General features: G+C 67.4%; 20 protein-coding genes. 15 read left to right on the top strand and 5 right to left on the bottom strand.

What is annotated here, in order from left to right; all coding sequences use genetic code 11:
• The first annotated feature begins 21 nt into the window (after window positions 1-21).
• The 11 genes from coxB to K2X73_RS14760 all read left to right on the top strand — a co-directional run bounded on the left by coxB (window position 22) and on the right by K2X73_RS14760 (window position 9105).
• On the top strand, window positions 22-1119 hold the full coding sequence (coxB, locus tag K2X73_RS14810; protein WP_294112054.1) for a cytochrome c oxidase subunit II: 1098 nt from the start codon (window positions 22-24) through the stop codon (window positions 1117-1119).
• 3 nt (window positions 1120-1122) lie between these two features.
• Window positions 1123-2805, top strand: a complete 1683-nt coding sequence (gene ctaD, locus K2X73_RS14805; RefSeq protein WP_294112053.1) for a cytochrome c oxidase subunit I — start codon at window positions 1123-1125, stop codon at window positions 2803-2805.
• Between the two features lie 109 nt (window positions 2806-2914).
• On the top strand, window positions 2915-3823 hold the full coding sequence (locus K2X73_RS14800) for a heme o synthase (RefSeq protein WP_294112051.1): 909 nt from the start codon (window positions 2915-2917) through the stop codon (window positions 3821-3823).
• A complete protein-coding gene (locus K2X73_RS14795) occupies window positions 3820-3957 on the top strand; it encodes a hypothetical protein (protein WP_294112049.1) in 138 nt (45 codons plus the stop codon). Before K2X73_RS14800 ends, K2X73_RS14795 begins: the two co-directional genes overlap by 4 nt.
• Window positions 3954-4490, top strand: coding sequence for a cytochrome c oxidase assembly protein (locus tag K2X73_RS14790; RefSeq protein ID WP_294112048.1), 537 nt, complete (start codon window positions 3954-3956; stop codon window positions 4488-4490). The genes K2X73_RS14795 and K2X73_RS14790 overlap by 4 nt, the downstream gene beginning before the upstream one ends.
• A 33-nt stretch (window positions 4491-4523) precedes the next feature.
• Complete coding sequence (locus K2X73_RS14785) at window positions 4524-5387, top strand: cytochrome c oxidase subunit 3 (protein WP_294112047.1); 864 nt, start codon at window positions 4524-4526, stop codon at window positions 5385-5387.
• Window positions 5377-5892, top strand: a complete 516-nt coding sequence (locus tag K2X73_RS14780; protein ID WP_294112046.1) for a DUF3291 domain-containing protein — start codon at window positions 5377-5379, stop codon at window positions 5890-5892. Before K2X73_RS14785 ends, K2X73_RS14780 begins: the two co-directional genes overlap by 11 nt.
• Entirely contained in the window at window positions 5876-6250 is a 375-nt protein-coding gene (locus K2X73_RS14775) for a DUF983 domain-containing protein (protein ID WP_294112045.1), read from the top strand. Before K2X73_RS14780 ends, K2X73_RS14775 begins: the two co-directional genes overlap by 17 nt.
• Window positions 6247-6852 carry an SURF1 family cytochrome oxidase biogenesis protein gene (locus K2X73_RS14770; protein ID WP_294112044.1) on the top strand — a complete coding sequence of 202 codons (606 nt, stop codon included), beginning with the start codon at window positions 6247-6249 and terminating at the stop codon, window positions 6850-6852. Before K2X73_RS14775 ends, K2X73_RS14770 begins: the two co-directional genes overlap by 4 nt.
• Window positions 6853-6862: 10 nt before the next feature.
• Complete coding sequence (thrC, locus tag K2X73_RS14765; RefSeq protein ID WP_294112043.1) at window positions 6863-8239, top strand: threonine synthase; 1377 nt, start codon at window positions 6863-6865, stop codon at window positions 8237-8239.
• Complete coding sequence (locus K2X73_RS14760) at window positions 8236-9105, top strand: class I SAM-dependent methyltransferase (protein ID WP_294112042.1); 870 nt, start codon at window positions 8236-8238, stop codon at window positions 9103-9105. Before thrC ends, K2X73_RS14760 begins: the two co-directional genes overlap by 4 nt.
• Window positions 9106-9111: 6 nt before the next feature.
• Here the strand turns inward: K2X73_RS14760 and K2X73_RS14755 are convergent, their stop codons facing one another.
• From K2X73_RS14755 to K2X73_RS14745, 3 genes are read right to left on the bottom strand one after another with little or no spacing between them, the layout of a single operon-like run.
• Window positions 9112-9744 carry a heme exporter protein CcmB gene (locus tag K2X73_RS14755; RefSeq protein WP_294112096.1) on the bottom strand — a complete coding sequence of 211 codons (633 nt, stop codon included), beginning with the start codon at window positions 9742-9744 and terminating at the stop codon, window positions 9112-9114.
• Window positions 9744-10304, bottom strand: coding sequence for a heme ABC exporter ATP-binding protein CcmA (gene ccmA / locus K2X73_RS14750; protein ID WP_294112041.1), 561 nt, complete (start codon window positions 10302-10304; stop codon window positions 9744-9746). Before ccmA ends, K2X73_RS14755 begins: the two co-directional genes overlap by 1 nt.
• Window positions 10301-10702 (bottom strand): metallopeptidase family protein, encoded by a 402-nt coding sequence (locus K2X73_RS14745; RefSeq protein WP_294112040.1) that lies wholly within the window; start codon window positions 10700-10702, stop codon window positions 10301-10303. Before K2X73_RS14745 ends, ccmA begins: the two co-directional genes overlap by 4 nt.
• A 49-nt stretch (window positions 10703-10751) precedes the next feature.
• On the opposite strand from K2X73_RS14745, the gene K2X73_RS14740 reads away from it, so the two are divergent.
• Together K2X73_RS14740 and K2X73_RS14735 are read left to right on the top strand one after the other, a co-directional pair.
• Window positions 10752-11042 carry a 4a-hydroxytetrahydrobiopterin dehydratase gene (locus tag K2X73_RS14740; protein WP_294112039.1) on the top strand — a complete coding sequence of 97 codons (291 nt, stop codon included), beginning with the start codon at window positions 10752-10754 and terminating at the stop codon, window positions 11040-11042.
• A 133-nt stretch (window positions 11043-11175) separates the two neighbouring features.
• Window positions 11176-14271 carry a TonB-dependent receptor gene (locus K2X73_RS14735; RefSeq protein WP_294112038.1) on the top strand — a complete coding sequence of 1032 codons (3096 nt, stop codon included), beginning with the start codon at window positions 11176-11178 and terminating at the stop codon, window positions 14269-14271.
• Between the two features lie 57 nt (window positions 14272-14328).
• On the opposite strand, the gene K2X73_RS14730 is transcribed toward K2X73_RS14735, so the two are convergent.
• Window positions 14329-15105: an SDR family oxidoreductase gene (locus K2X73_RS14730; protein WP_294112037.1), complete on the bottom strand. Its 777-nt coding sequence runs from the start codon at window positions 15103-15105 to the stop codon at window positions 14329-14331.
• A 108-nt stretch (window positions 15106-15213) separates the two neighbouring features.
• On the opposite strand from K2X73_RS14730, the gene K2X73_RS14725 reads away from it, so the two are divergent.
• Together K2X73_RS14725 and K2X73_RS14720 are read left to right on the top strand one after the other, a co-directional pair.
• Window positions 15214-15978, top strand: a complete 765-nt coding sequence (locus K2X73_RS14725) for an ABC transporter ATP-binding protein (protein WP_294112036.1) — start codon at window positions 15214-15216, stop codon at window positions 15976-15978.
• A complete protein-coding gene (locus K2X73_RS14720) occupies window positions 15975-17507 on the top strand; it encodes an ABC transporter permease/substrate-binding protein (protein WP_294112035.1) in 1533 nt (510 codons plus the stop codon). The genes K2X73_RS14725 and K2X73_RS14720 overlap by 4 nt, the downstream gene beginning before the upstream one ends.
• Before the next feature lie 13 nt (window positions 17508-17520).
• Here K2X73_RS14720 and K2X73_RS14715 read toward each other — a convergent pair whose 3' ends face one another.
• Window positions 17521-18093 (bottom strand): hypothetical protein, encoded by a 573-nt coding sequence (locus K2X73_RS14715; RefSeq protein ID WP_294112034.1) that lies wholly within the window; start codon window positions 18091-18093, stop codon window positions 17521-17523.
• Window positions 18094-18100: the final 7 nt, after the last annotated feature.

Genomic DNA, 18100 nt, shown 5'->3' with positions numbered 1-18100 from the left:
ATAATGTTCAAAACCAGGCGAGTGATTGGATTGACCGCCGCCGTGCTGGCCGCCGGGCTTACGCTTGGCGGTGTCGGCCAGGCGAACGCGCCCGCGCGGGTCGCGCCGGCGGTAACGACCGCGGCGCCCGCGCCCAGCGCGGCACCTTCGTCGCAAACCGCGCAACCCGCGCCGGCGCCCGCCGCCGCGCAGCCGACCGATCCGCTGCTTGCGGTCGATGGCGGCCCGGCGGTCGCGATCGATCCCAAGATCGGCCAGCCGGTCGACGGCCGCATCGGCACCCAGCCGCAGGTGACGCCGAACGGCGAATTCGCAGCCTGGATGCACAATGATCTGCTGGTGCCGATCATCACCATCATCTCGCTGTTCGTGCTCGGGCTGCTGCTCTACACGATGGTCCGTTATCGCCGCGCGGCGAACCCGGTCGCTTCCAAGACCTCGCACAACACGCTGATCGAGGTGATCTGGACGGCGGTGCCGATCGTCATCCTGGTCGTGATCGCGGTGCCCTCGATCGGGCTGCTGCAGGCGCAGTTCAAGCCCGCGCCGGCCAATGCCGTAACCCTGAAGGCGATCGGCAACCAATGGTATTGGAGCTACCAATATCCCGATCATGGCGGGTTCGAGATCACCTCGAACATGCTGAAGGAAAAGGATCAGGTCGCCGCCGGTGAGCGCGCGCGCACCGATGCCGACGGCCCCCGCCTGCTCGCGACCGACAACCGCGTCGTGCTGCCGGTGAACACGCCGATCCGCCTGATCACCACCGCCAATGACGTGATCCACAGCTGGGCGATGCCCGCCTTCTGGGTGAAGCTCGACGCGGTGCCGGGCAAGCTCAACGAGACGAGCTTCACGATCAAGCGCCCCGGCATCTATTTCGGCCAGTGCTCGGAACTGTGCGGCGCGCGCCACGGCTATATGCCGATCACCGTTGTCGCGGTTGACCGCGCGACCTTCGATCGCTGGGTCGTCGCCAAGGGCGGCACGCTGCCCGGCGCGGCCCCGGCTCCAGCGGCGACACCAGCTCCGGCCGCGGCGCCCGCCGCCGATGCGGCGCCCGCTCCCACGAATGAAACCGCGCCGGCCAACGCCGCCGCGCCTGTTGCGGAAAAGTAAGCCATGACCGATACCGCTCTCAACCCATCCGCCTTCCAGGCGCATAGCGACGATCACGCGCATCATCACGACGCGGATCACAAGCCGGCCTTCTTCCAGCGTTGGTTCATGTCGACCAACCACAAGGATATCGGCACGCTCTATCTGATGTTCGCGATCTTCGCCGGCATCATCGGCGGCGCGATTTCGGGACTGATGCGTGCCGAGCTCGCGCACCCGGGCATCCAGTATTTGCCGCAGTGGGCGGCCTATCTGTTCGGCGGCACGCCGAGCTTCGATCAGGCGCTGCACCTGTGGAACGTGCTGATCACCGCGCACGGCCTGATCATGGTGTTCTTCATGGTGATGCCGGCGATCATCGGCGGCTTCGGCAACTGGTTCGTGCCGATCATGATCGGCGCGCCGGACATGGCCTTCCCGCGGATGAACAACATCAGCTTCTGGCTGCTGATCCCCTCGTTCGCGCTACTGCTCGCCTCGCCCTTCTTCGGCGGGGCCGGCACCGGTTGGACGGTCTATGCACCGCTCTCCACCTATGGCTCGCAAGGGCCGGCGGTGGATATGGCGATCCTATCGCTCCACCTCGCGGGCGCCTCGTCGATCCTGGGGGCGATCAACTTCATCACCACCATCTTCAACATGCGCGCGCCGGGGATGACGCTGCACAAGATGCCGCTGTTCGTCTGGTCGGTGCTGGTGACGGCGTTCCTGCTGCTGCTGTCGCTGCCCGTGCTGGCGGCGGCGATCACCATGCTGCTGACCGACCGTAACTTCGGCACCACCTTCTTCGATCCGGCGGGCGGTGGCGATCCGGTGCTCTATCAGCACCTGTTCTGGTTCTTCGGCCACCCCGAAGTGTACATCATGATCCTGCCGGGCTTCGGCATCGTCAGCCAGGTCGTCAGCACCTTCTCGAAGAAGCCGGTGTTCGGCTATCTCGGCATGGCCTACGCCATGGTCGCGATCGGCGTGGTGGGCTTCATCGTGTGGGCGCACCACATGTTCACGACGGGCATGAGCGTGAACGTGAAGCTCTATTTCACCGCGGCGACGATGGTGATCGCGGTGCCGACCGGCATCAAGATCTTCTCGTGGATCGCCACGATGTGGGGCGGCTCGATCAGCTTCAAGACGCCGATGCTGTGGGCGATCGGGTTCATCTTCATGTTCACGGTCGGCGGCGTGACCGGCGTGGTGCTGGCGAACGGCGGCGTCGACGACAACCTGCACGACACTTATTACGTCGTCGCGCACTTCCACTATGTGCTGTCGCTGGGCGCGGTGTTCGCGCTGTTCGCAGGGATGTACTACTGGCTGCCCAAGATGTCGGGGCGGATGTATAACGAGTTCCTCGGCCAGCTGCACTTCTGGGTGTTCTTCATCGGCGTGAACGTGATGTTCTTCCCGATGCACTTCCTGGGCCTGCAGGGGATGCCGCGCCGCATCCCGGACTATAGCGACCAGTTCGCGCGCTATAACCTGATCGCCTCTTACGGCTACATGATCATGGCGGCGGGCATGGCGGTGTTCTTCGTGAACCTGTTCTACACCCTGGTCGCGGGCAAGAAGGCCGAAGGCAATCCGTGGGGCGAAGGCGCGACCACGCTGGAGTGGACGCTCTCCAGCCCGCCGCCCTTCCACCAGTTCGAAACGCTCCCCGTGATCGAGGACGCGCACCACCATTGATCGCAAGCGCCCTCCCCTGCCCAGGCGGGGGAGGGACGCCTGGCAGCGGCGGGATGGAACACCGCCGCCGCCGCCAGGCGTTTTGCCACCAGCTGAAACGATATAAGCGATGACCAGCCTTACCCTTGCCGCCCCCGTCCCCGCCGATTGGCGCGATTTCGTCGCGCTCACCAAGCCGCGGGTGATGACCCTGGTGGTGTTCACCGGCTTGGCCGGGATGCTCGCGGCACCCGTCCGCATCGACCCGGTGCTCGGCTTCACGGCGATCCTGTGCATCGCGCTCGGCGCGGGCGCGGCGGGCGCGCTCAACCAATGGTATGAGGCCGATATCGACGCGCTGATGAAGCGCACCCGTGGTCGGCCGCTCCCCGCCGGGCGCATGACCCGCGAGGCAGCGCTCCAGTTCGGTGTCGGCCTGTCGGCGTTTTCGGTGCTGTTGATGGGCTTCGCGCTCAACTGGCTCGCGGCGGCGATCCTGGCGGGCTCGATCCTGTTCTATGTCGGCGTCTATACGGCGTGGCTGAAGCGCCGCACCCCGCAGAACATCGTGATCGGCGGTGCCGCCGGCGCCTTTCCGCCGCTGATCGGCTGGGCGGCGGCGACGGGATCGGTCGCGCCGCTGCCGGTGCTGCTGTTCGCGCCGATCTTCCTGTGGACCCCGCCGCATTTCTGGGCGCTCGCGCTGTTCGTCGAGACTGATTACGCCGCCGCCGGCGTGCCGATGCTTCCCGTCGTCGCCGGCGAACGCGAGACGCGCCGCCAGATCGGGCTCTACACGCTGCCGATGGCCGCGAGCGCGGTTCTCCCCTGGGCGCTGGGGCTGACCGGCGCGATCTATGGCGCGGTCGCGCTCGCGGGCACCGCCTGGTTCGCCTATCTCGCCGCGCGGGTAGCAACCCGCCGCCGCGCGGAAAGCGACACGATGCGCCCCGAAAAGCGGTTGTTCGCTTTCTCGATCGTCTATCTCTTCGTGCTGTTTGGCGCGCTGATGGTCGACAAGCTGGTGCTGGGCGCATGACCGAGACGCCGGAAGAGCTGATCCGCCGTCGCCAGCGCGACCGGGCGCGGGTGATGGGCATTGTGTTGGGCGGTCTCGCCATCCTGATCTTCCTGATCGCGATCGCCAAGATCAAGGCGGGGATGGGCCGGTGATCGACCGCAAGCTTCGCACCGCGTTGCTCGCCGGGCTCGCCGTGTGCGGGATGACCGGATTGGGCTATGCGAGCGTGCCGCTCTATCGCATCTTCTGCGAGGCGACGGGGCTCAACGGCACCACCAACCGCGCCAAGCAGGCGCCCGGCGCGGTGAACGCGACGATGCGTGTCGATTTCGACGCGAACGTCAATCCCAAGCTCCCCTGGAGCTTCGCGCCCGAGCAGCGCTCGATGACGGTGCGGCTCGGCGAGCGGCAGATGGCGTTCTTCACCGCGACCAACAATAGCGACCACGAGATCACCGGCTCGGCGAGCTACAATGTTACCCCCGATGAATCGGGCCGCTATTTCAGCAAGATCCAGTGCTTCTGCTTCAGCCAGCAGACGCTGAAACCGCACGAGACGGTGCGGATGCCCGTGATCTTCTTCGTCGACCCCGCGATGCTGAAAGACAGCGACGCGACCGATGTGAAGGCGATCACGCTCAGCTATACTTTCTATCCGGTGGATTCCGCGAAGGCCGGCGGCTAGAGCGGGTTCAGGGACTTAATTGGGGACACGCGAATGGCAGGCGCCAAGAACCACGATTATCACATTCTTCCGCCCAGTTTCTGGCCGCTGATGGGCTCGATGGCGGCGGGGCTGCTCGCGATCGGCGGTATCATGTGGATGCACAAGGTCGCCAACGGCCCGGCGGTGTTCGGCGTCGGCCTGATGGGCGTGCTCGCCACCATGTTCCTGTGGTGGGGCGACGTGATCCGCGAGGCGCATCGCGGCGATCATACGCCGGTGGTGCAGCTGCACCTGCGCTATGGCATGATCCTGTTCATCGCTTCCGAAGTGATGTTCTTCCTGGGCTGGTTCTGGGCCTATTTCGACTTCTCGCTGTTCCCCGCACCCGTGGAATGGGTGGAAGGCGCCGCGCAGCGTTTGCCGGAGACGGTAAAGAACCTGGCCGGCAGCTGGCCCCCCAAGGGCCTGGAAGTGATCGACGCTTTCGGCTTCCCGCTGCTCAACACCGTGATCCTGCTGCTCTCGGGCACCACCGTCACCTGGGCGCACCACGCGCTGATCCATGGCGACCGCGAAGGGCTGAAGCGCGGGCTGTGGATCACGATCCTGCTCGGCCTGCTGTTCAGCACCATCCAGGCCTATGAATATGCCGAGGCGCCGTTCAAGTTCGCCGGGCTCAACTATGGCGCCAGCTTCTTCATGGCGACCGGCTTCCACGGCTTCCACGTGATCATCGGCACGATCTTCCTGATCGTCTGCCTGGCGCGCGTCTATGCCGGCCACTTCACCCCCCGCCAGCATTTCGGCTTCGAGGCGGCGGCCTGGTATTGGCACTTCGTCGACGTGGTGTGGCTGTTCCTGTTCGTCTCCATCTATGTGTGGGGCGGCTGGGGCGCGACGGTTCATGCCGGTTGAGGCGAGCGGCTACCAGCTTGCTCAAGTGAATATCGGCCGGCTGATCGCGCCGGCCGATGATCCCGCCGTCGCCGGCTTTTTCGCCGAGCTCGACCGGATCAATGCGGTCGCCGAGACGATTCCCGGCTTCGTCTGGCGGCTGACCGGCAGCGGCAACGACGCGACCGATCTTCAGCCTACCCCCGATCCGCGGGTGATCGTCAATCTTTCGGTCTGGGCCGATGCCGAAGCGCTGTTCGCGTTCGTCTATCGCAGCGCCCACACCCCCGTGATGGCGCGGCGGCGTGGCTGGTTCGAGCCTTTGCCCGGCGCCTATCAGGCGCTCTGGTGGGTGCCCGCCGGCACGCGACCGACGATCGAGGACGCGCTGCACCGGCTGTGGCTGATCGACCAATTTGGCCCGAGCGCGCACGCCTTCACGTTCAAGGCGCGCTTCCCCGCACCGGGTCTGGAAGGCCCCCCGATCGACCACCACCCCGAGCCCTGGTGTGTCGGCACCGCCTGAGGGCCAGCCCGCGCCGCTCGTCGAGACGGCGCTCAAGGGCCTGTGCCCGCGCTGCGGCGCGCCCGGCCTGTTCGAGGGGATGACGCGCTTTCGCCCGATCTGTCCCCGTTGCGGGCTCGACCGGGCGGCGTTCAACGTGGGTGACGGGCCGGCGGCGTTCCTGACCCTGATCATCGGCGCGGTGATCGTCGTGCTCGCGCTGACGGTCGAACTCTTGCTGCACCCGCCGCTCTGGCTGCATGTGCTGCTTTGGGCACCGTTGACGGCGACGGCGGTGATCGCTGGCTTGCGGGTCAGCAAGGCGGCGATGCTCGCGCTCGAACTGCGCAACGCGGCGGGCGAGGGGCGTCGCCAGTGACGCGGCGCGTGCCGATCCTCGCGACGCTGATCGTGCTGGCGGCGGTGGCGACCATGCTGGCGCTGGGCTTCTGGCAGCTTCAGCGGCGCCACGAAAAGGAAGCGCTGATCGCCCGCTACCGCGCGAACGAGGCGTTGCCGGCCATCCCCTTCCCCACCGGCGCCACGGACGCGGCGCTGCTGTTTCGCCAGACCCAGGCGTTCTGCGCCGGGGTCAATGGCTGGCGGACCGAGGGCGCGGGCGCGGCCGGGTTCCGCCACATCGCGCGCTGCGGCGGACCGGACGGCGGCTTCGCGGTCGATGTCGGCGCCGCGCCCGATCCCCGTTTTCGCCCCGATTGGCGCGGTGGCCCGGTGCGCGGCTGGATCGTGCCGGAGCGCCAGAATCGCAGCTGGCTGGCGCCCAGCGCATCCCTCCGCCTGATGATCGTGAGCGCCGCCCCCGCCCCTGGCCTTACCGCGCCCAAGCGTCCCGACCCCGAGAGCCTGCCCAACAATCACTTGGCCTATGCGGTCCAATGGTTCCTCTTCGCCATCAGCGCGCTCGCCATCTACGCGCTCGCGCTCAGACAGCGCTGGCGCAGAGCGGGCAATCCGCAGTAGACGCGGGACGATGCGCTATATCAGCACTCGCGGGGCCGCACCCGCGCTCGACTTTCGAGAAGCGACGCTCGCGGGCCTCGCCCAGGATGGCGGGCTCTATGTGCCGGCGACGTGGCCGCACCTGTCGCCCACCGAGATCGCCGCGCTGCAGGGCTTGAGCTATGCCGAAACCGCCGCCCAGGTGCTGGCGCCATTCGCGGCGGGGGTGCTCGACCCTGAGACGCTGCGCGCCCTGACCGAGGCGGCCTATGGCCGCTTCGCCCATGCCGCGGTGACGCCGCTCGTCCAGCTCGACGCACGCCATTGGCTGCTCGAGCTGTTCCACGGCCCGACGCTCGCCTTCAAGGACGTCGCGCTGCAGTTGCTTGGGCTGTTGTTCGAACGCTTTCTGGACGAAGGCGAGGCACCGCTCACGGTGATCGGGGCGACGAGCGGCGATACCGGTTCGGCGGCGATCGACGCGCTCGCGGGGCGCGCGGGCGTGGAAATCTTCATGCTGCATCCGCACGAGCGGGTGAGCGATGTGCAGCGCCGGCAAATGACGACGGTGCTCGCGCCCAATGTCCATAACATCGCCGTCCAGGGCAGTTTCGACGATGCCCAGGCGCTGGTGAAAGCGATGTTCGCCGCGCCCGACCTGGCGGGGCTGCGGCTCGGCGCGGTCAATTCGATCAACTGGGCGCGGCTGGCGGCACAAGTCGTCTATTACTTCTACGCGGCCGTGCGCCTGGGAGCGCCGGAACGGCCGGTCGCCTTTTCGGTGCCGACAGGCAATTTCGGCGACGTTTTCGCGGGCTATGTCGCGGCGCGGATGGGGCTGCCGGTCGCGCGGTTGATCGTCGCGACCAACGTCAACGACATCCTCCACCGCGCGCTGTCCGCAGGGGATTATTCGGTCGGCACGGTGACGCCCACCGCCGCGCCCTCGATGGACATTCAGGTGTCGAGCAATTTCGAGCGATTGCTGTTCGATCTGAACGAGCGCGACGGCGACCGCACTGCCGCGCAAATGGCGGCGTTCGCCAGCACCCGGCGGCTAGCGATCCCCACCCCGCCGCCGATCTTCGCGAGCGCGCGGATCGACGCCGACGACATGGCGCTCGCGATGCGCCGGGCGCAGGAATCGGCCGGCCAGGTGATCGACCCGCACACCGCGATCGGGCTTGCCGCCGCGCGCCAGATCGCGCTCGATCCCCAGGTGCCGGTGGTGACGCTCGCCACCGCGCACCCCGCCAAGTTCCGTGACGCGGTGGAGCGCGCGACCGGGGTTCGGCCCGGCCTGCCCCCGCGGGTCGGCAATCTGTTCGAGCGCGCGGAACGCTACACCGTGCTGCCGGCAACGCTGCCCGCGATCACGGCCCATGTCCGCGAGAATGCCGGGCGATGAGCCTTAAGACCCTGATCGGCGAGCCATGGGAAGATTATGGCCTGGTCGACAGTGGCCATGGCCGCAAGCTCGAACGCTATGGGCGCCATCGCTTCATCCGCCCCGAGCCGCAGGCGCTCTGGGCGCCGGCCAGCGCCGATTGGGGCGCGGATGCCGAGTTCCTGCCCGGCTCCGACGAGGAAGGCGGTGGCCGCTGGCAATTCAACCGCGAGGTGCCCCGCGCCGGCTGGCCGCTCCGTTGGGAGGAAGTGCGCTTTACCGCGCAAACGACGCCGTTCCGCCACCTCGGCTTCTTCCCGGACATGGCGCCGGTGTGGCGCTGGATGCGCGAGCGGGTGGCAGGGGTGGAGGCGCCCGAATGCCTCAATCTGTTCGGCTATACCGGGGTCGGCACTTTGGCGCTCGCCACCAAGGGCGTGCGGATGGTGCATGTCGACGCCTCGAAGAAGTCGGTCGAGGCGGCGCGGGGCAATGCGGCGCTCTCGGGCATGAGCGACGCGCCGGTCCGCTGGCTGGTGGACGATGCCGCCAAGTTCGTCGCGCGCGAGGGACGACGCGGTCGGCGCTATGATGGCATCCTGCTCGATCCGCCCAAATATGGTCGTGGGCCGGAGGGCGAGGTGTGGAAGCTCGAGGAAGGTCTGCCCGCGCTGATCGCCGATTGCCGGCGGCTGCTCGATGAACGCTCGCGCTTCCTGTTTCTGACGGTCTATGCGGTGCGCCTGTCGGCGCTCGCGCTCGAAGAGTTGCTGCGCCAGGCGCTCGCCGAGCTGGGCGGCACGGTGGAAGCGGGCGAGCTGGCCGTGCGCGAGGAGGCGCGCGGCCTGCTGCTGCCGACCGCGATCTGGGCAAGGTGGTCGCGGTAGCGACCGCTACTCGCGCGCGATCTTCATCGCCCCCGCCGCCACCAACGGCGCGCCGACGATCAGCACGAGGGTCGTCGCCCCCAGCAGCTTGAGCCCCTGCGCGCTCTCGACCGCGCCCGCGCCAAAGATCACCAGCGGCACGCCAAGCGGGAGCATCACCAGCCCCGCGACCGCCCCCGCCCCGCGCAGGCCGGCGACCAAGGCTCCGGTCGCCAGGCCCAACGCCGCCATCCCCGGGGTGCCCACCGCCAGCGCCAGCTCGACCGCCGCGAGCCGATCGCCCGGCAGCGCAAGCAGCGCGCTCGCGATCAGCGCGGCGAGCATCAGCGGCGGCCCGAAGCTCAGCCAATGCGCGACGAGCTTGGCGGCGGCGATCAGCACCAGCGGCACCCCGCGCACGGCGAGCTGATCGAGCACGCCCGCCTCCAGATCGGGCGCGACCAGCCGCTCGACCGGAAGCAACGCCGCGAGCAAAGCCGCCGCCCAGATCACCCCGCTCGCGACGCGGCCGAGCAAGGCCGCATCGGGGCCGACAGCGAACGGGAACAGGATCGTCACCAGCAAGAAGAACGCGATCGGCAGCACCGCGCCGCCGCCCACCCAGGCGCGGCGCAGGTCGCGGGCGATGAGTGCCGCGATCACAGCACCAGCTCCTCGGCACCCGGCAGGTCGATCGGCTGATGGGTTGCGACCAGCACCGCGCCACCGCCGGCGCGGTGGTCGGCGATCAGCCGGCCAAGCAGATCGACCGCGCTCACGTCGAGGCCGCTCGCCGGTTCATCGAGCAACCACACCGGCGGGGCAGCCGCCAGCAACGGCACCAGCGCCGCGCGGCGCCGTTGCCCGGTCGATAACAATCGCACCGGCACCTCGGCGAGCGCGGCGAGCCCCGCGCGGCCCAGCGCCGCCGCCAGACGCGTCCCCGCGCCGTCGAGCCCGGTCCAGAAACCCAGCGCGCGGCCGAGCGGCAATTCGGGGTCGAGCGCGTGCAGTTCCCCCAGCCAACCCCGCGCGCCCTCGCCCACCACCCGCCCCTCGACCGGAGCGAGCAGCCCGGCGGCGAGACGCAACAGGCTCGATTTGCCCGCGCCATTGGGGCCGCGTACCAGCAGGGCGCCGCCCGCTGCGACCGAGAAGCTCACGCCAGAGAACAGCCGCCGCCCACCGCGTTCACAGGCAACGCCTTCAAAAGCGATCACGCGCCTTCCTCGGCCACCGAGGCTTCGAGGGCGTGCATATCGGCGTCGGACAGGCCGAAGTGATGGCCAACCTCATGCACCACGACATGCGTGATCAGCGCGTCGAGGGTTACCCCGGTCGCGCACCACTCATCCAGAATTGGTCGGCGATACAAGTGGATGCGATCGGGCAGGTCGCCCGAAGCGAGCGCCTTCTCGCCGACCGGCCGGCCGTGATAGAGCCCGGTCAGCTCGAACGGGTCCTCGATCCCGAGCGCGTCGAGCGTCTCGTCGTCTGCGAACTCCTCGACGATCAGGACAATGTCCTGAAGATGCGCGGCGAAGGGGGCCGGCAGCCGTGCGAGCACGTCGCGCGCGCACGCCTCGATCGCGTCCAAAGTCGGCGCTTGCCTCGTCATCGCTCGGTGATAGGCACGGGCAGACGACAAGAGCAAGGGAGGCACAGCGATGATCGAACGGCTGAGCGACGCCGAACGCGCCGAAGCGCTCGATGGACTGCCCGACTGGGATTATGACGAGGAACGCGACGGCATCCGCCGCACCTGCAGCTTCGCCGATTTCAGCGAAGCCTTCGCTTTCATGACCCGGGTCGCGCTGCTCGCGGAAAAGGCCGATCACCACCCCGAATGGTCGAACGTGTGGAACCGCGTGGAGATACTTCTCACCACGCATGATGCCGGCGGCCTTTCCGGACAAGATGTCGAGCTGGCGCAGGCGATTGATTCGTTTCTGGAATGACTGTGTTGCCTTGCTGACACAGTTTAAATCAGAAACGCTTGCGTAATAATACCTAAGTAGTTGACGTAGAGCCCCGCAGTCCCGACCGTAAACTACGTAAAAACGCGTAGCTTGGGATGACAAGGGGTTTTGTATGCGGAAGAAAATGCGCGCGGCGCTGATCGCGTCGGTTTCGCTCGTGGCGACGTTTGCTGCCGCGCCGGCGGTGGCGCAGGTCAACAATCAGGATGCGGGGAACGCCCAGCCGGACAACCCGGTCGCCGTTGGCGGCCCCGCGCAGCAACAGGCGGCGGTGCCCGCCGATGATGCGCGCAATACCGATGACGTCGTCGTTACCGGCTCGCGCATCGCCCGGCGCAACCTTCAGAGCGGCCAGCCAACGATCACGGTCGATTCGGCCTATATCGATCAGCGTGGCTTCTCGAACATCGCCGATGCGCTGAACACCCTGCCCTCGTTCGGCGTGCCCGGCAGCAGCCGCGCCGGCGGCCAGGCGGGTGCGTTCGGATCGGGACAGAATTTTGTTAACATTTTTGGCTTGGGTGACCAGCGGACGCTCGTCGTTGTCAATGGTCGGCGCTTCGTTACCTCAAATAGCTCTTCGATCTTCGGACCGACCGGTTCGGGCGTACAGGTCGACCTCAACGTCATCCCTACGCTGCTGGTCGATCGGGTCGATACGATCGCGGTCGGCGGCGCGCCGATCTATGGTTCGGACGCAATCGCGGGCACGATCAACATCATCACCAAGCGCAAGTTCAAGGGGCTGGTGCTCGATGGCCAATATGGCATCAGCGAGCGCGGTGACGCGACCGATGCGCGCATCCGCGGGCTGTTCGGCACCAACTTCGCCGAAGGGCGCGGCAACATCACCATCGCCGCCGAGTATAACGAGCAGGGCGGCTTGACGCTGGAGGACCGCCCCGATTCGCGGCTCAACAGCTCGTTCACCACGCCGCTGCCGGGCAGCTCGCCCTTCAGCAGCGTGTATATCGGCGATCGCCGTATTCCCGCGCTCAATCCGAATGGCGCGCCGCTGGTCACCGATTTCTTCCCGATTTCGCCCGGCCAGGTGGGGCAGTTCGGGTTCCAGCCGAGCGTCACCAACGGCGCCGGCCAGGCGCTTGCCTTCGATCAGCAAGGCAATCTGGTGCCGATCGAATTTGGCCAGCAGACCGGCAATCTGATCAACTTCAACGGTGGCAACGGCTTCGTGCTGCCCAACACTCTGCTCGCCCCCGCCAAGCGCTATCTGTTCACCGCGCTCGCCGATTACGACCTTTCGGACAACACGCGGCTGTTCTTCGAGGGTTGGTACGCCAACAGTCGGGGCGAGCAGCTGCGCAACCAGCCGGTGTACAACACCGCGCTGTTCGACGCGGCGGGCACCCCGGACGGCAACTTCATCCTGAGCGTCGACAACCCGTTCCTGTCGCCGGCGGCGCGGGCGACGATCGTCAATTCGCTGACGAGCAACCCGGCGGCGGATTTCCCCGATCGCTTCTATTTGGGGCGCGCCAACACCGATCTGATCTCGGGCGCGGGATCGTCGACGGTCGAGCTTTACCGCTTCGTCGCCGGCACCGACATCAAGTTCCGCGCGCTGGGACAGGACATGAAGTTCCAGGTCGTCGGCAACTATGGCCGCTCGACCACCCAGGGCGGCGAGCGGGTGCTGGTGCAGCAGAACTTCCAAAATGCGCTCAACGCGGTGCGCGACGCCAGCGGCAACATCGTCTGCGCGCCCGGCGCGGTAAACGCGCCGATCGCAACGATCAGCAGCACCTGCGCGCCGATCAACCCGTTCGGCCAGCAAATCTCGCAGGCCGCGCGCGATTATGTCACGACCACCGCCAATCCGCGCCAGGTGAACGAGCAATGGGTCGTCACCGCCTCGCTTACCGGCAATCTGTTCAACATCTGGGGCGGCCCGGTCGGCTTCGCGCTGGGGTATGAGCATCGCAACGAAAGCGCGAATTTCGATCCGGGCGCTTTCTATTTCGGTCAGCCCGATCCCAATAATCCGGGACAGCGCATCCAGTTCGGGCGCAGCGTGCCGATCGATCCGGTGCGGGGTTCCTTCTACACCAATGAAGGGTTCGCGGAATTGAGCGTGCCGTTGATCGGCAATGACCAGAACATCCCGTTCATCCGCTCGCTCGAACTGCACGGCGCCGCGCGCTATATCGAGAACAGCTATGCTGGGGGTGACTTCACCTACACGGGCGATGCGCGGTGGGAGCCGATTTCGGGGATCACCTTCCGCGGCAACTATACGCGCTCCGTCCGCGCGCCGGCGATCACCGAATTGTTCAACCCGACCAGCCAGATCTTCACCACCGCGAACGACCCGTGCGATTCGCGCTTCATCAATATCGGGCCCAACCCGGCGCGGCGCGCGGCGAACTGCCAAGCGGCTGGGCTACCCGCAGGCTTCCAGTCGAACATCGTCGACTTCACCACCCGGGGGACGCTGGCCGGCAACACCAATTTGCGCAACGAAACAGCCGATGCCTATGTGCTCGGCGCGATCGTGCGGCCGCGCTGGTTGCCGCGCCTGAACCTGACGGTCGACTGGGTGGACATCCGCCTGCAGAACGCGATCACCTCGCTCAACGCCACGCAGGTGCTCCAAGGTTGCTATGACTCGCCCACTTATCCGAGCAATCTGTGCGGCAATTTCACCCGCAACGCGGCTGGGCAGATCACCTTCATCAACACCGGCTTCGCCAACGCCGCGACCCAGAATTTTCGTGGCCTGATCGTCGACCTGGGCTATTCGATCCCGACCCCTTTCCTGGGCGCGCAGAGCCGGATCGCGTTCCAGGGTAATTATCAGTACACCGATGAGCTGGTGCTGCGGGTGGGCGCGGGCGACCGGACGACGCTGCGCAACTCGATCGGCTATTCGCCGCACAAGGCCAATGCCAATCTCTATTACACCACGCCTGGCTTCAGCTGGGCCTGGCAGTGGCAATATTTCGGCCCGACCCGGGTCGATCCCGACGAGCCGATCACCAACCGCGACTTCCCCAATGTCGGCTCGGTAAGCTTCTTCAACACCACGCTCTCGGCCGATGTCACCAAGCGCTTCACGCTGCGCTTCGTGATCAACAACCTGCTCGACGAGAAAACGCCGTTCCCCACCCCCGCGGGTGGCGGCACGGTGACCTATTTCGACGGCATTCTCGGCCGCAATTTCCGCGCCTCGGCAACCGTGCGCTTTTAAGCACGCACCGCGCGAGCAGGGCCTTGGCCTCCCCGGCGTTCGCGCCGGGGAGGTTTTCTATCGCGCCAACCCCCGCCGCCCCATTTGCCGGCGCAAAGCGCCCGGCATCCAGCGCGCCGCGAAGGCCAGGCGCTGGGCGGTCTTGCCCACGGGCGTGTGGAGCCGCGTGCCATGCACCGCCGCCCATGCGGCTTCAGCGACCTGCGCCACCGGCGTGATCTCCAGCCCGCCCGCCGTCACCGTCTGACGGACGCTGTAATTGGTGCCGGCGATGCCTGCTTCGAGCAGCGGCGTGTCGATGAAGCTCGGCATCAGCGCACGCACGCGAATGCCCTCCCCCGCCCATTCGCCATCGAGCGACTCGGTCAGGCCACGCACCGCGAATTTGGTCGCGGCATAGATGCCAATGCCCGGCCCGCCATAGATACCCGCCGCCGACGAAACGTTGAGCAGACACCCGCGCGCCGTCTTCAGATACGGGTAAGCCAGCTTGGCTCCGTTGACGACGCCCATCAGGTTGATGCCGACGACGCGGTCGATCTCTTGCCAGCTGTTGGCGGCGAGCGGCCCACCGACGGCGATGCCGGCATTATTCATCATCACGTCGATCCGCCCGTCGTCGCCCGCGAAATCGGCGAGCGCGGCGGCGAAGGGCTCGCGGTCGCGCACGTCGATCCCGTAGGTGCGCGCGCCCTGCGGCAAGGCGGCGGCGGTGGCGGCGAGCCCGGCCTCGTTCACATCGCCCAGTCCCACCTGCCACCCGCGCGCGGCGAACAGCTTGGCGGTGGCGGCGCCGATGCCCGATCCGCCGCCGGTGATGAAAATGCGCTGCATGACGGCCCCCTTGCCACTCGACTCGGCTTTGCCGGTTCATGCCGCAAAGCGAGCGCGCCGCGTAGCAGCATTTGACGCGCGCCGGTCGATCCCGCATCACCGGCACCGATGCCCGGCCCTTCCGTCCGCTTCGATGCCGTCGCCAAGCGCTATGGGGCGACCGATGCGGTGGCCGCCGTCAGTCTGGAGATCGCGGCGGGCAGTTTCGTGGCGCTGGTAGGCGCGTCGGGCTCGGGCAAATCGACGTTGCTCAAGATGATCAACCGGCTGATCGAGCCCAGCCAGGGCCGGGTGCTGATCAACGGCGACGACGTGCTGGCGGCGGACGCGCACCGGCTACGGCGCGGCATCGGCTATATCTTCCAGAATATCGGCCTGTTCCCGCACTTCACCGTGGGCGAAAACATCGCGATCGGGCGGCGGCTGGCGGGGCTGAAGGACCATGGCGCGCGGATCGACGAACTGCTCGATCTGGTCGAGCTGCCGCGCGATTTCGCCACGCGCTTTCCCGACGAACTCTCGGGCGGCCAGCGCCAGCGCATCGGCGTCGCCCGCGCGCTCGCGACCGAGCCGGGGCTGCTGCTGATGGATGAGCCGTTCGGCGCGCTCGATCCGATCACGCGCGACAGCCTGGGCAAGGCGATCCGGGCGCTGCATGATCGGCTGGGCCTCACCACGATCATGGTGACGCACGACATGGCCGAGGCGCTGCTGCTCGCCGACCGGGTGCTGGTGATGGCCGCGGGCCGGATCGTCACCGATGCGAGCCCGCGCGCGCTGATCGCGGGCGAAGGCTCGGCCGAGGCGCGGGCGCTGGTCGCCGTACCGCGCGAACAGGCCAGCGCTTTGCGCGCGCTGGAACGCCCGGCATGAGCCCGTTCCTGGAGGCGCTGAAGCGTGTGCCCGATCTGCTCGCGGCGCATCTGCTGCTCGCGGCGAGCGCCATCGCGCTGGGGCTGGTGATCAGCCTGCCGCTCGCCATCTGGTCGGCGCGGCGGCCGGCGGTGGCGCGCGCGGCGCTGGGCTTCGCGAGCCTCGTGCAGACCATCCCCAGCCTCGCGCTGCTCGCGCTGTTCTATCCGCTGCTGCTGAGCCTGTCGGCGGCGGTGGGCGGCGGGATTCCGGCGCTCGGTTTCCTGCCTTCGGTGATGGCGCTCACGCTCTATGCCGTGCTGCCGATCCTGCGGAACACCGTCACCGGCCTCAACGGTCTCGACCCGGCGGTGATCGAGGCGGCGGACGGCGTCGGGATGACCGCGTGGCAGAAGCTGCTGCTGATCGAGGCGCCGCTCGTCTCGCCGGTGCTGATGGCGGGGATACGCACCGCCGCCGTCTGGACGATCGGCGCCGCGACGCTCTCCACCACCGTCGGCCAGCCCTCGCTTGGCGACATGATCTTCGCCGGGCTGCAGACGCAGAATTGGGCGCTGGTGCTCGCCGGCTGCCTCGCCGCGGCGGGGCTGGCACTGACCGTCGACGCGCTGCTCGGCATGGTCGAATATGGCATCGCCGAGCGCAAGCGCGTGCGCGCGATCGTGGCGGTGGTGGTGCTGGCGGCGGGCGTGCTCGCCGCGCTCGCGCCCGCGATGCCAAGCAGCCGCCCGAGCGTGACCGTGGGTGCCAAGGGCTTTGGCGAGCAATATATCCTCGCGCGCGTCATCGGCCACCGGCTCGAGCGCGCGGGCTATCAGGTGCGCTACCGCGAGGGGTTGGGATCGGCGGTGGTGTTCGGCGCGCTCGCGGGCGGCGATATCGACGTCTATGTCGATTATTCGGGGACGATCTTCACCAACGAGATGAAGCGCCAGGACGTGCCCGCCCGGGCCGAGATCGTGCGACAGGTGGGCGATTGGGTCGCGCGCGAGCATGGCGTGCGGCTGCTCGGGGCGCTGGGGTTCGAGAATGCCTATGCGTTCGCGCTGCGCGGCGACGTCGCGGCGAAGCGCGGGCTCAAGAGCCTCGACGATCTAGTCGCGCAGGCGCCGGCACTGAAGCTCGGCTCGGACCTGGAGTTTCTCGAGCGCCCCGAATGGGCGGCGGTGCAGCGCGCCTATCCGCTGCATTTCCGCAAGGCGCAGGCCTATGCCCCCACTTTCATGTACCGCGCGGTGGCGAGCGGCGAAGCCGACGTGATCACCGCCTTCTCCTCCGACGGCCGGATCGCCGCGCAGAAGCTGACCGTGCTGAGCGACCCCAAGGGCGCGATCCCGGGCTATGACGCGGTGCTGCTGGTATCGCGCGCTCATACGGGTGACGCGCGGTTCGTGGGTGCGTTGCGGGGCCTAGTCGATGCCATCCCGGTCGAGGCGATGCGCGAGGCAAATCTTCTGGTCGATCGGGATGCCGACAAGAAGAGCCCGGACGAGGCGGCGGACTGGCTGGAACGGCGGATCGGGCGGTAGCCACATAGCTTGGCTACTCGCCAGCCACCCGCTTGCTTGGTTCATCAAGCTCGACGCTATTCAGTCTACCGCGCGGCGCCACCTTGGGCTCCGGTCGCACATCGCATCGCGGGTCGGGCGCCAAAGCATACCAATATACTGTCGTCCGCTGCACAAGGCGCCGCAATTGCTCGCCACTCTTGCGGTCAATCGTTACCGCGTCGAAGCGACCGTTCGTCCCGATCATCGCAAGCCAATCGACCAGCGGCGTCTTCAGGCCGGCTTTGTCTGGATCGATATAACTGCTCTGGATCAGGCCGGGCTCGATTTGCGCGATCACCTCGCGCCCGGCCATGATATTGACGAAGCTGGTGTTGGCGTATTCCTCGACCGACCATTTGCCGTCGGCCGCCGCCTCACCCCAGCCGACCCGAACCGGGCTGCCGCGCCGGATCGCGCGCAGCAGATCCTCACGCTTGCCCGAAACGTGTCGGCCATCAGGGCCATTGACGAACACCAGACGCCATTGATCGGTGGCGTCGCAGCGCTTTGATATCGCGGACGGAGCCGCAAGCGCCGCAGCAGCAGCCGTCAGGACCAGAATCATCCCATCA

The sequence above is a fragment of the Sphingomonas sp. genome (assembly GCF_019746665.1).
Lineage (GTDB): Bacteria > Pseudomonadota > Alphaproteobacteria > Sphingomonadales > Sphingomonadaceae > Sphingomonas.
Note: the sequence above shows the minus strand (reverse complement) of the source record. Positions and strands in the feature narration are given on the sequence as shown.

Excerpts from the sequence above, each read along its gene's own strand:
- ctaD (WP_294112053.1), top strand. The coding sequence starts at position 1,123 with ATGACCGATACCGCTCTCAACCCATCCGCCTTCCAGGCGCATAGCGAC.
- K2X73_RS14800 (WP_294112051.1), top strand. The coding sequence starts at position 2,915 with ATGACCAGCCTTACCCTTGCCGCCCCCGTCCCCGCCGATTGGCGCGAT.
- K2X73_RS14795 (WP_294112049.1), top strand. The coding sequence starts at position 3,820 with ATGACCGAGACGCCGGAAGAGCTGATCCGCCGTCGCCAGCGCGACCGG.
- K2X73_RS14785 (WP_294112047.1), top strand. The coding sequence starts at position 4,524 with ATGGCAGGCGCCAAGAACCACGATTATCACATTCTTCCGCCCAGTTTC.
- K2X73_RS14780 (WP_294112046.1), top strand. The coding sequence starts at position 5,377 with ATGCCGGTTGAGGCGAGCGGCTACCAGCTTGCTCAAGTGAATATCGGC.
- thrC (WP_294112043.1), top strand. The coding sequence starts at position 6,863 with ATGCGCTATATCAGCACTCGCGGGGCCGCACCCGCGCTCGACTTTCGA.
- K2X73_RS14760 (WP_294112042.1), top strand. The coding sequence starts at position 8,236 with ATGAGCCTTAAGACCCTGATCGGCGAGCCATGGGAAGATTATGGCCTG.
- K2X73_RS14745 (WP_294112040.1), bottom strand. The coding sequence starts at position 10,702 with ATGACGAGGCAAGCGCCGACTTTGGACGCGATCGAGGCGTGCGCGCGC.
- K2X73_RS14740 (WP_294112039.1), top strand. The coding sequence starts at position 10,752 with ATGATCGAACGGCTGAGCGACGCCGAACGCGCCGAAGCGCTCGATGGA.
- K2X73_RS14735 (WP_294112038.1), top strand. The coding sequence starts at position 11,176 with ATGCGGAAGAAAATGCGCGCGGCGCTGATCGCGTCGGTTTCGCTCGTG.
- K2X73_RS14730 (WP_294112037.1), bottom strand. The coding sequence starts at position 15,105 with ATGCAGCGCATTTTCATCACCGGCGGCGGATCGGGCATCGGCGCCGCC.
- K2X73_RS14725 (WP_294112036.1), top strand. The coding sequence starts at position 15,214 with ATGCCCGGCCCTTCCGTCCGCTTCGATGCCGTCGCCAAGCGCTATGGG.
- K2X73_RS14720 (WP_294112035.1), top strand. The coding sequence starts at position 15,975 with ATGAGCCCGTTCCTGGAGGCGCTGAAGCGTGTGCCCGATCTGCTCGCG.
- K2X73_RS14715 (WP_294112034.1), bottom strand. The coding sequence starts at position 18,093 with ATGATTCTGGTCCTGACGGCTGCTGCTGCGGCGCTTGCGGCTCCGTCC.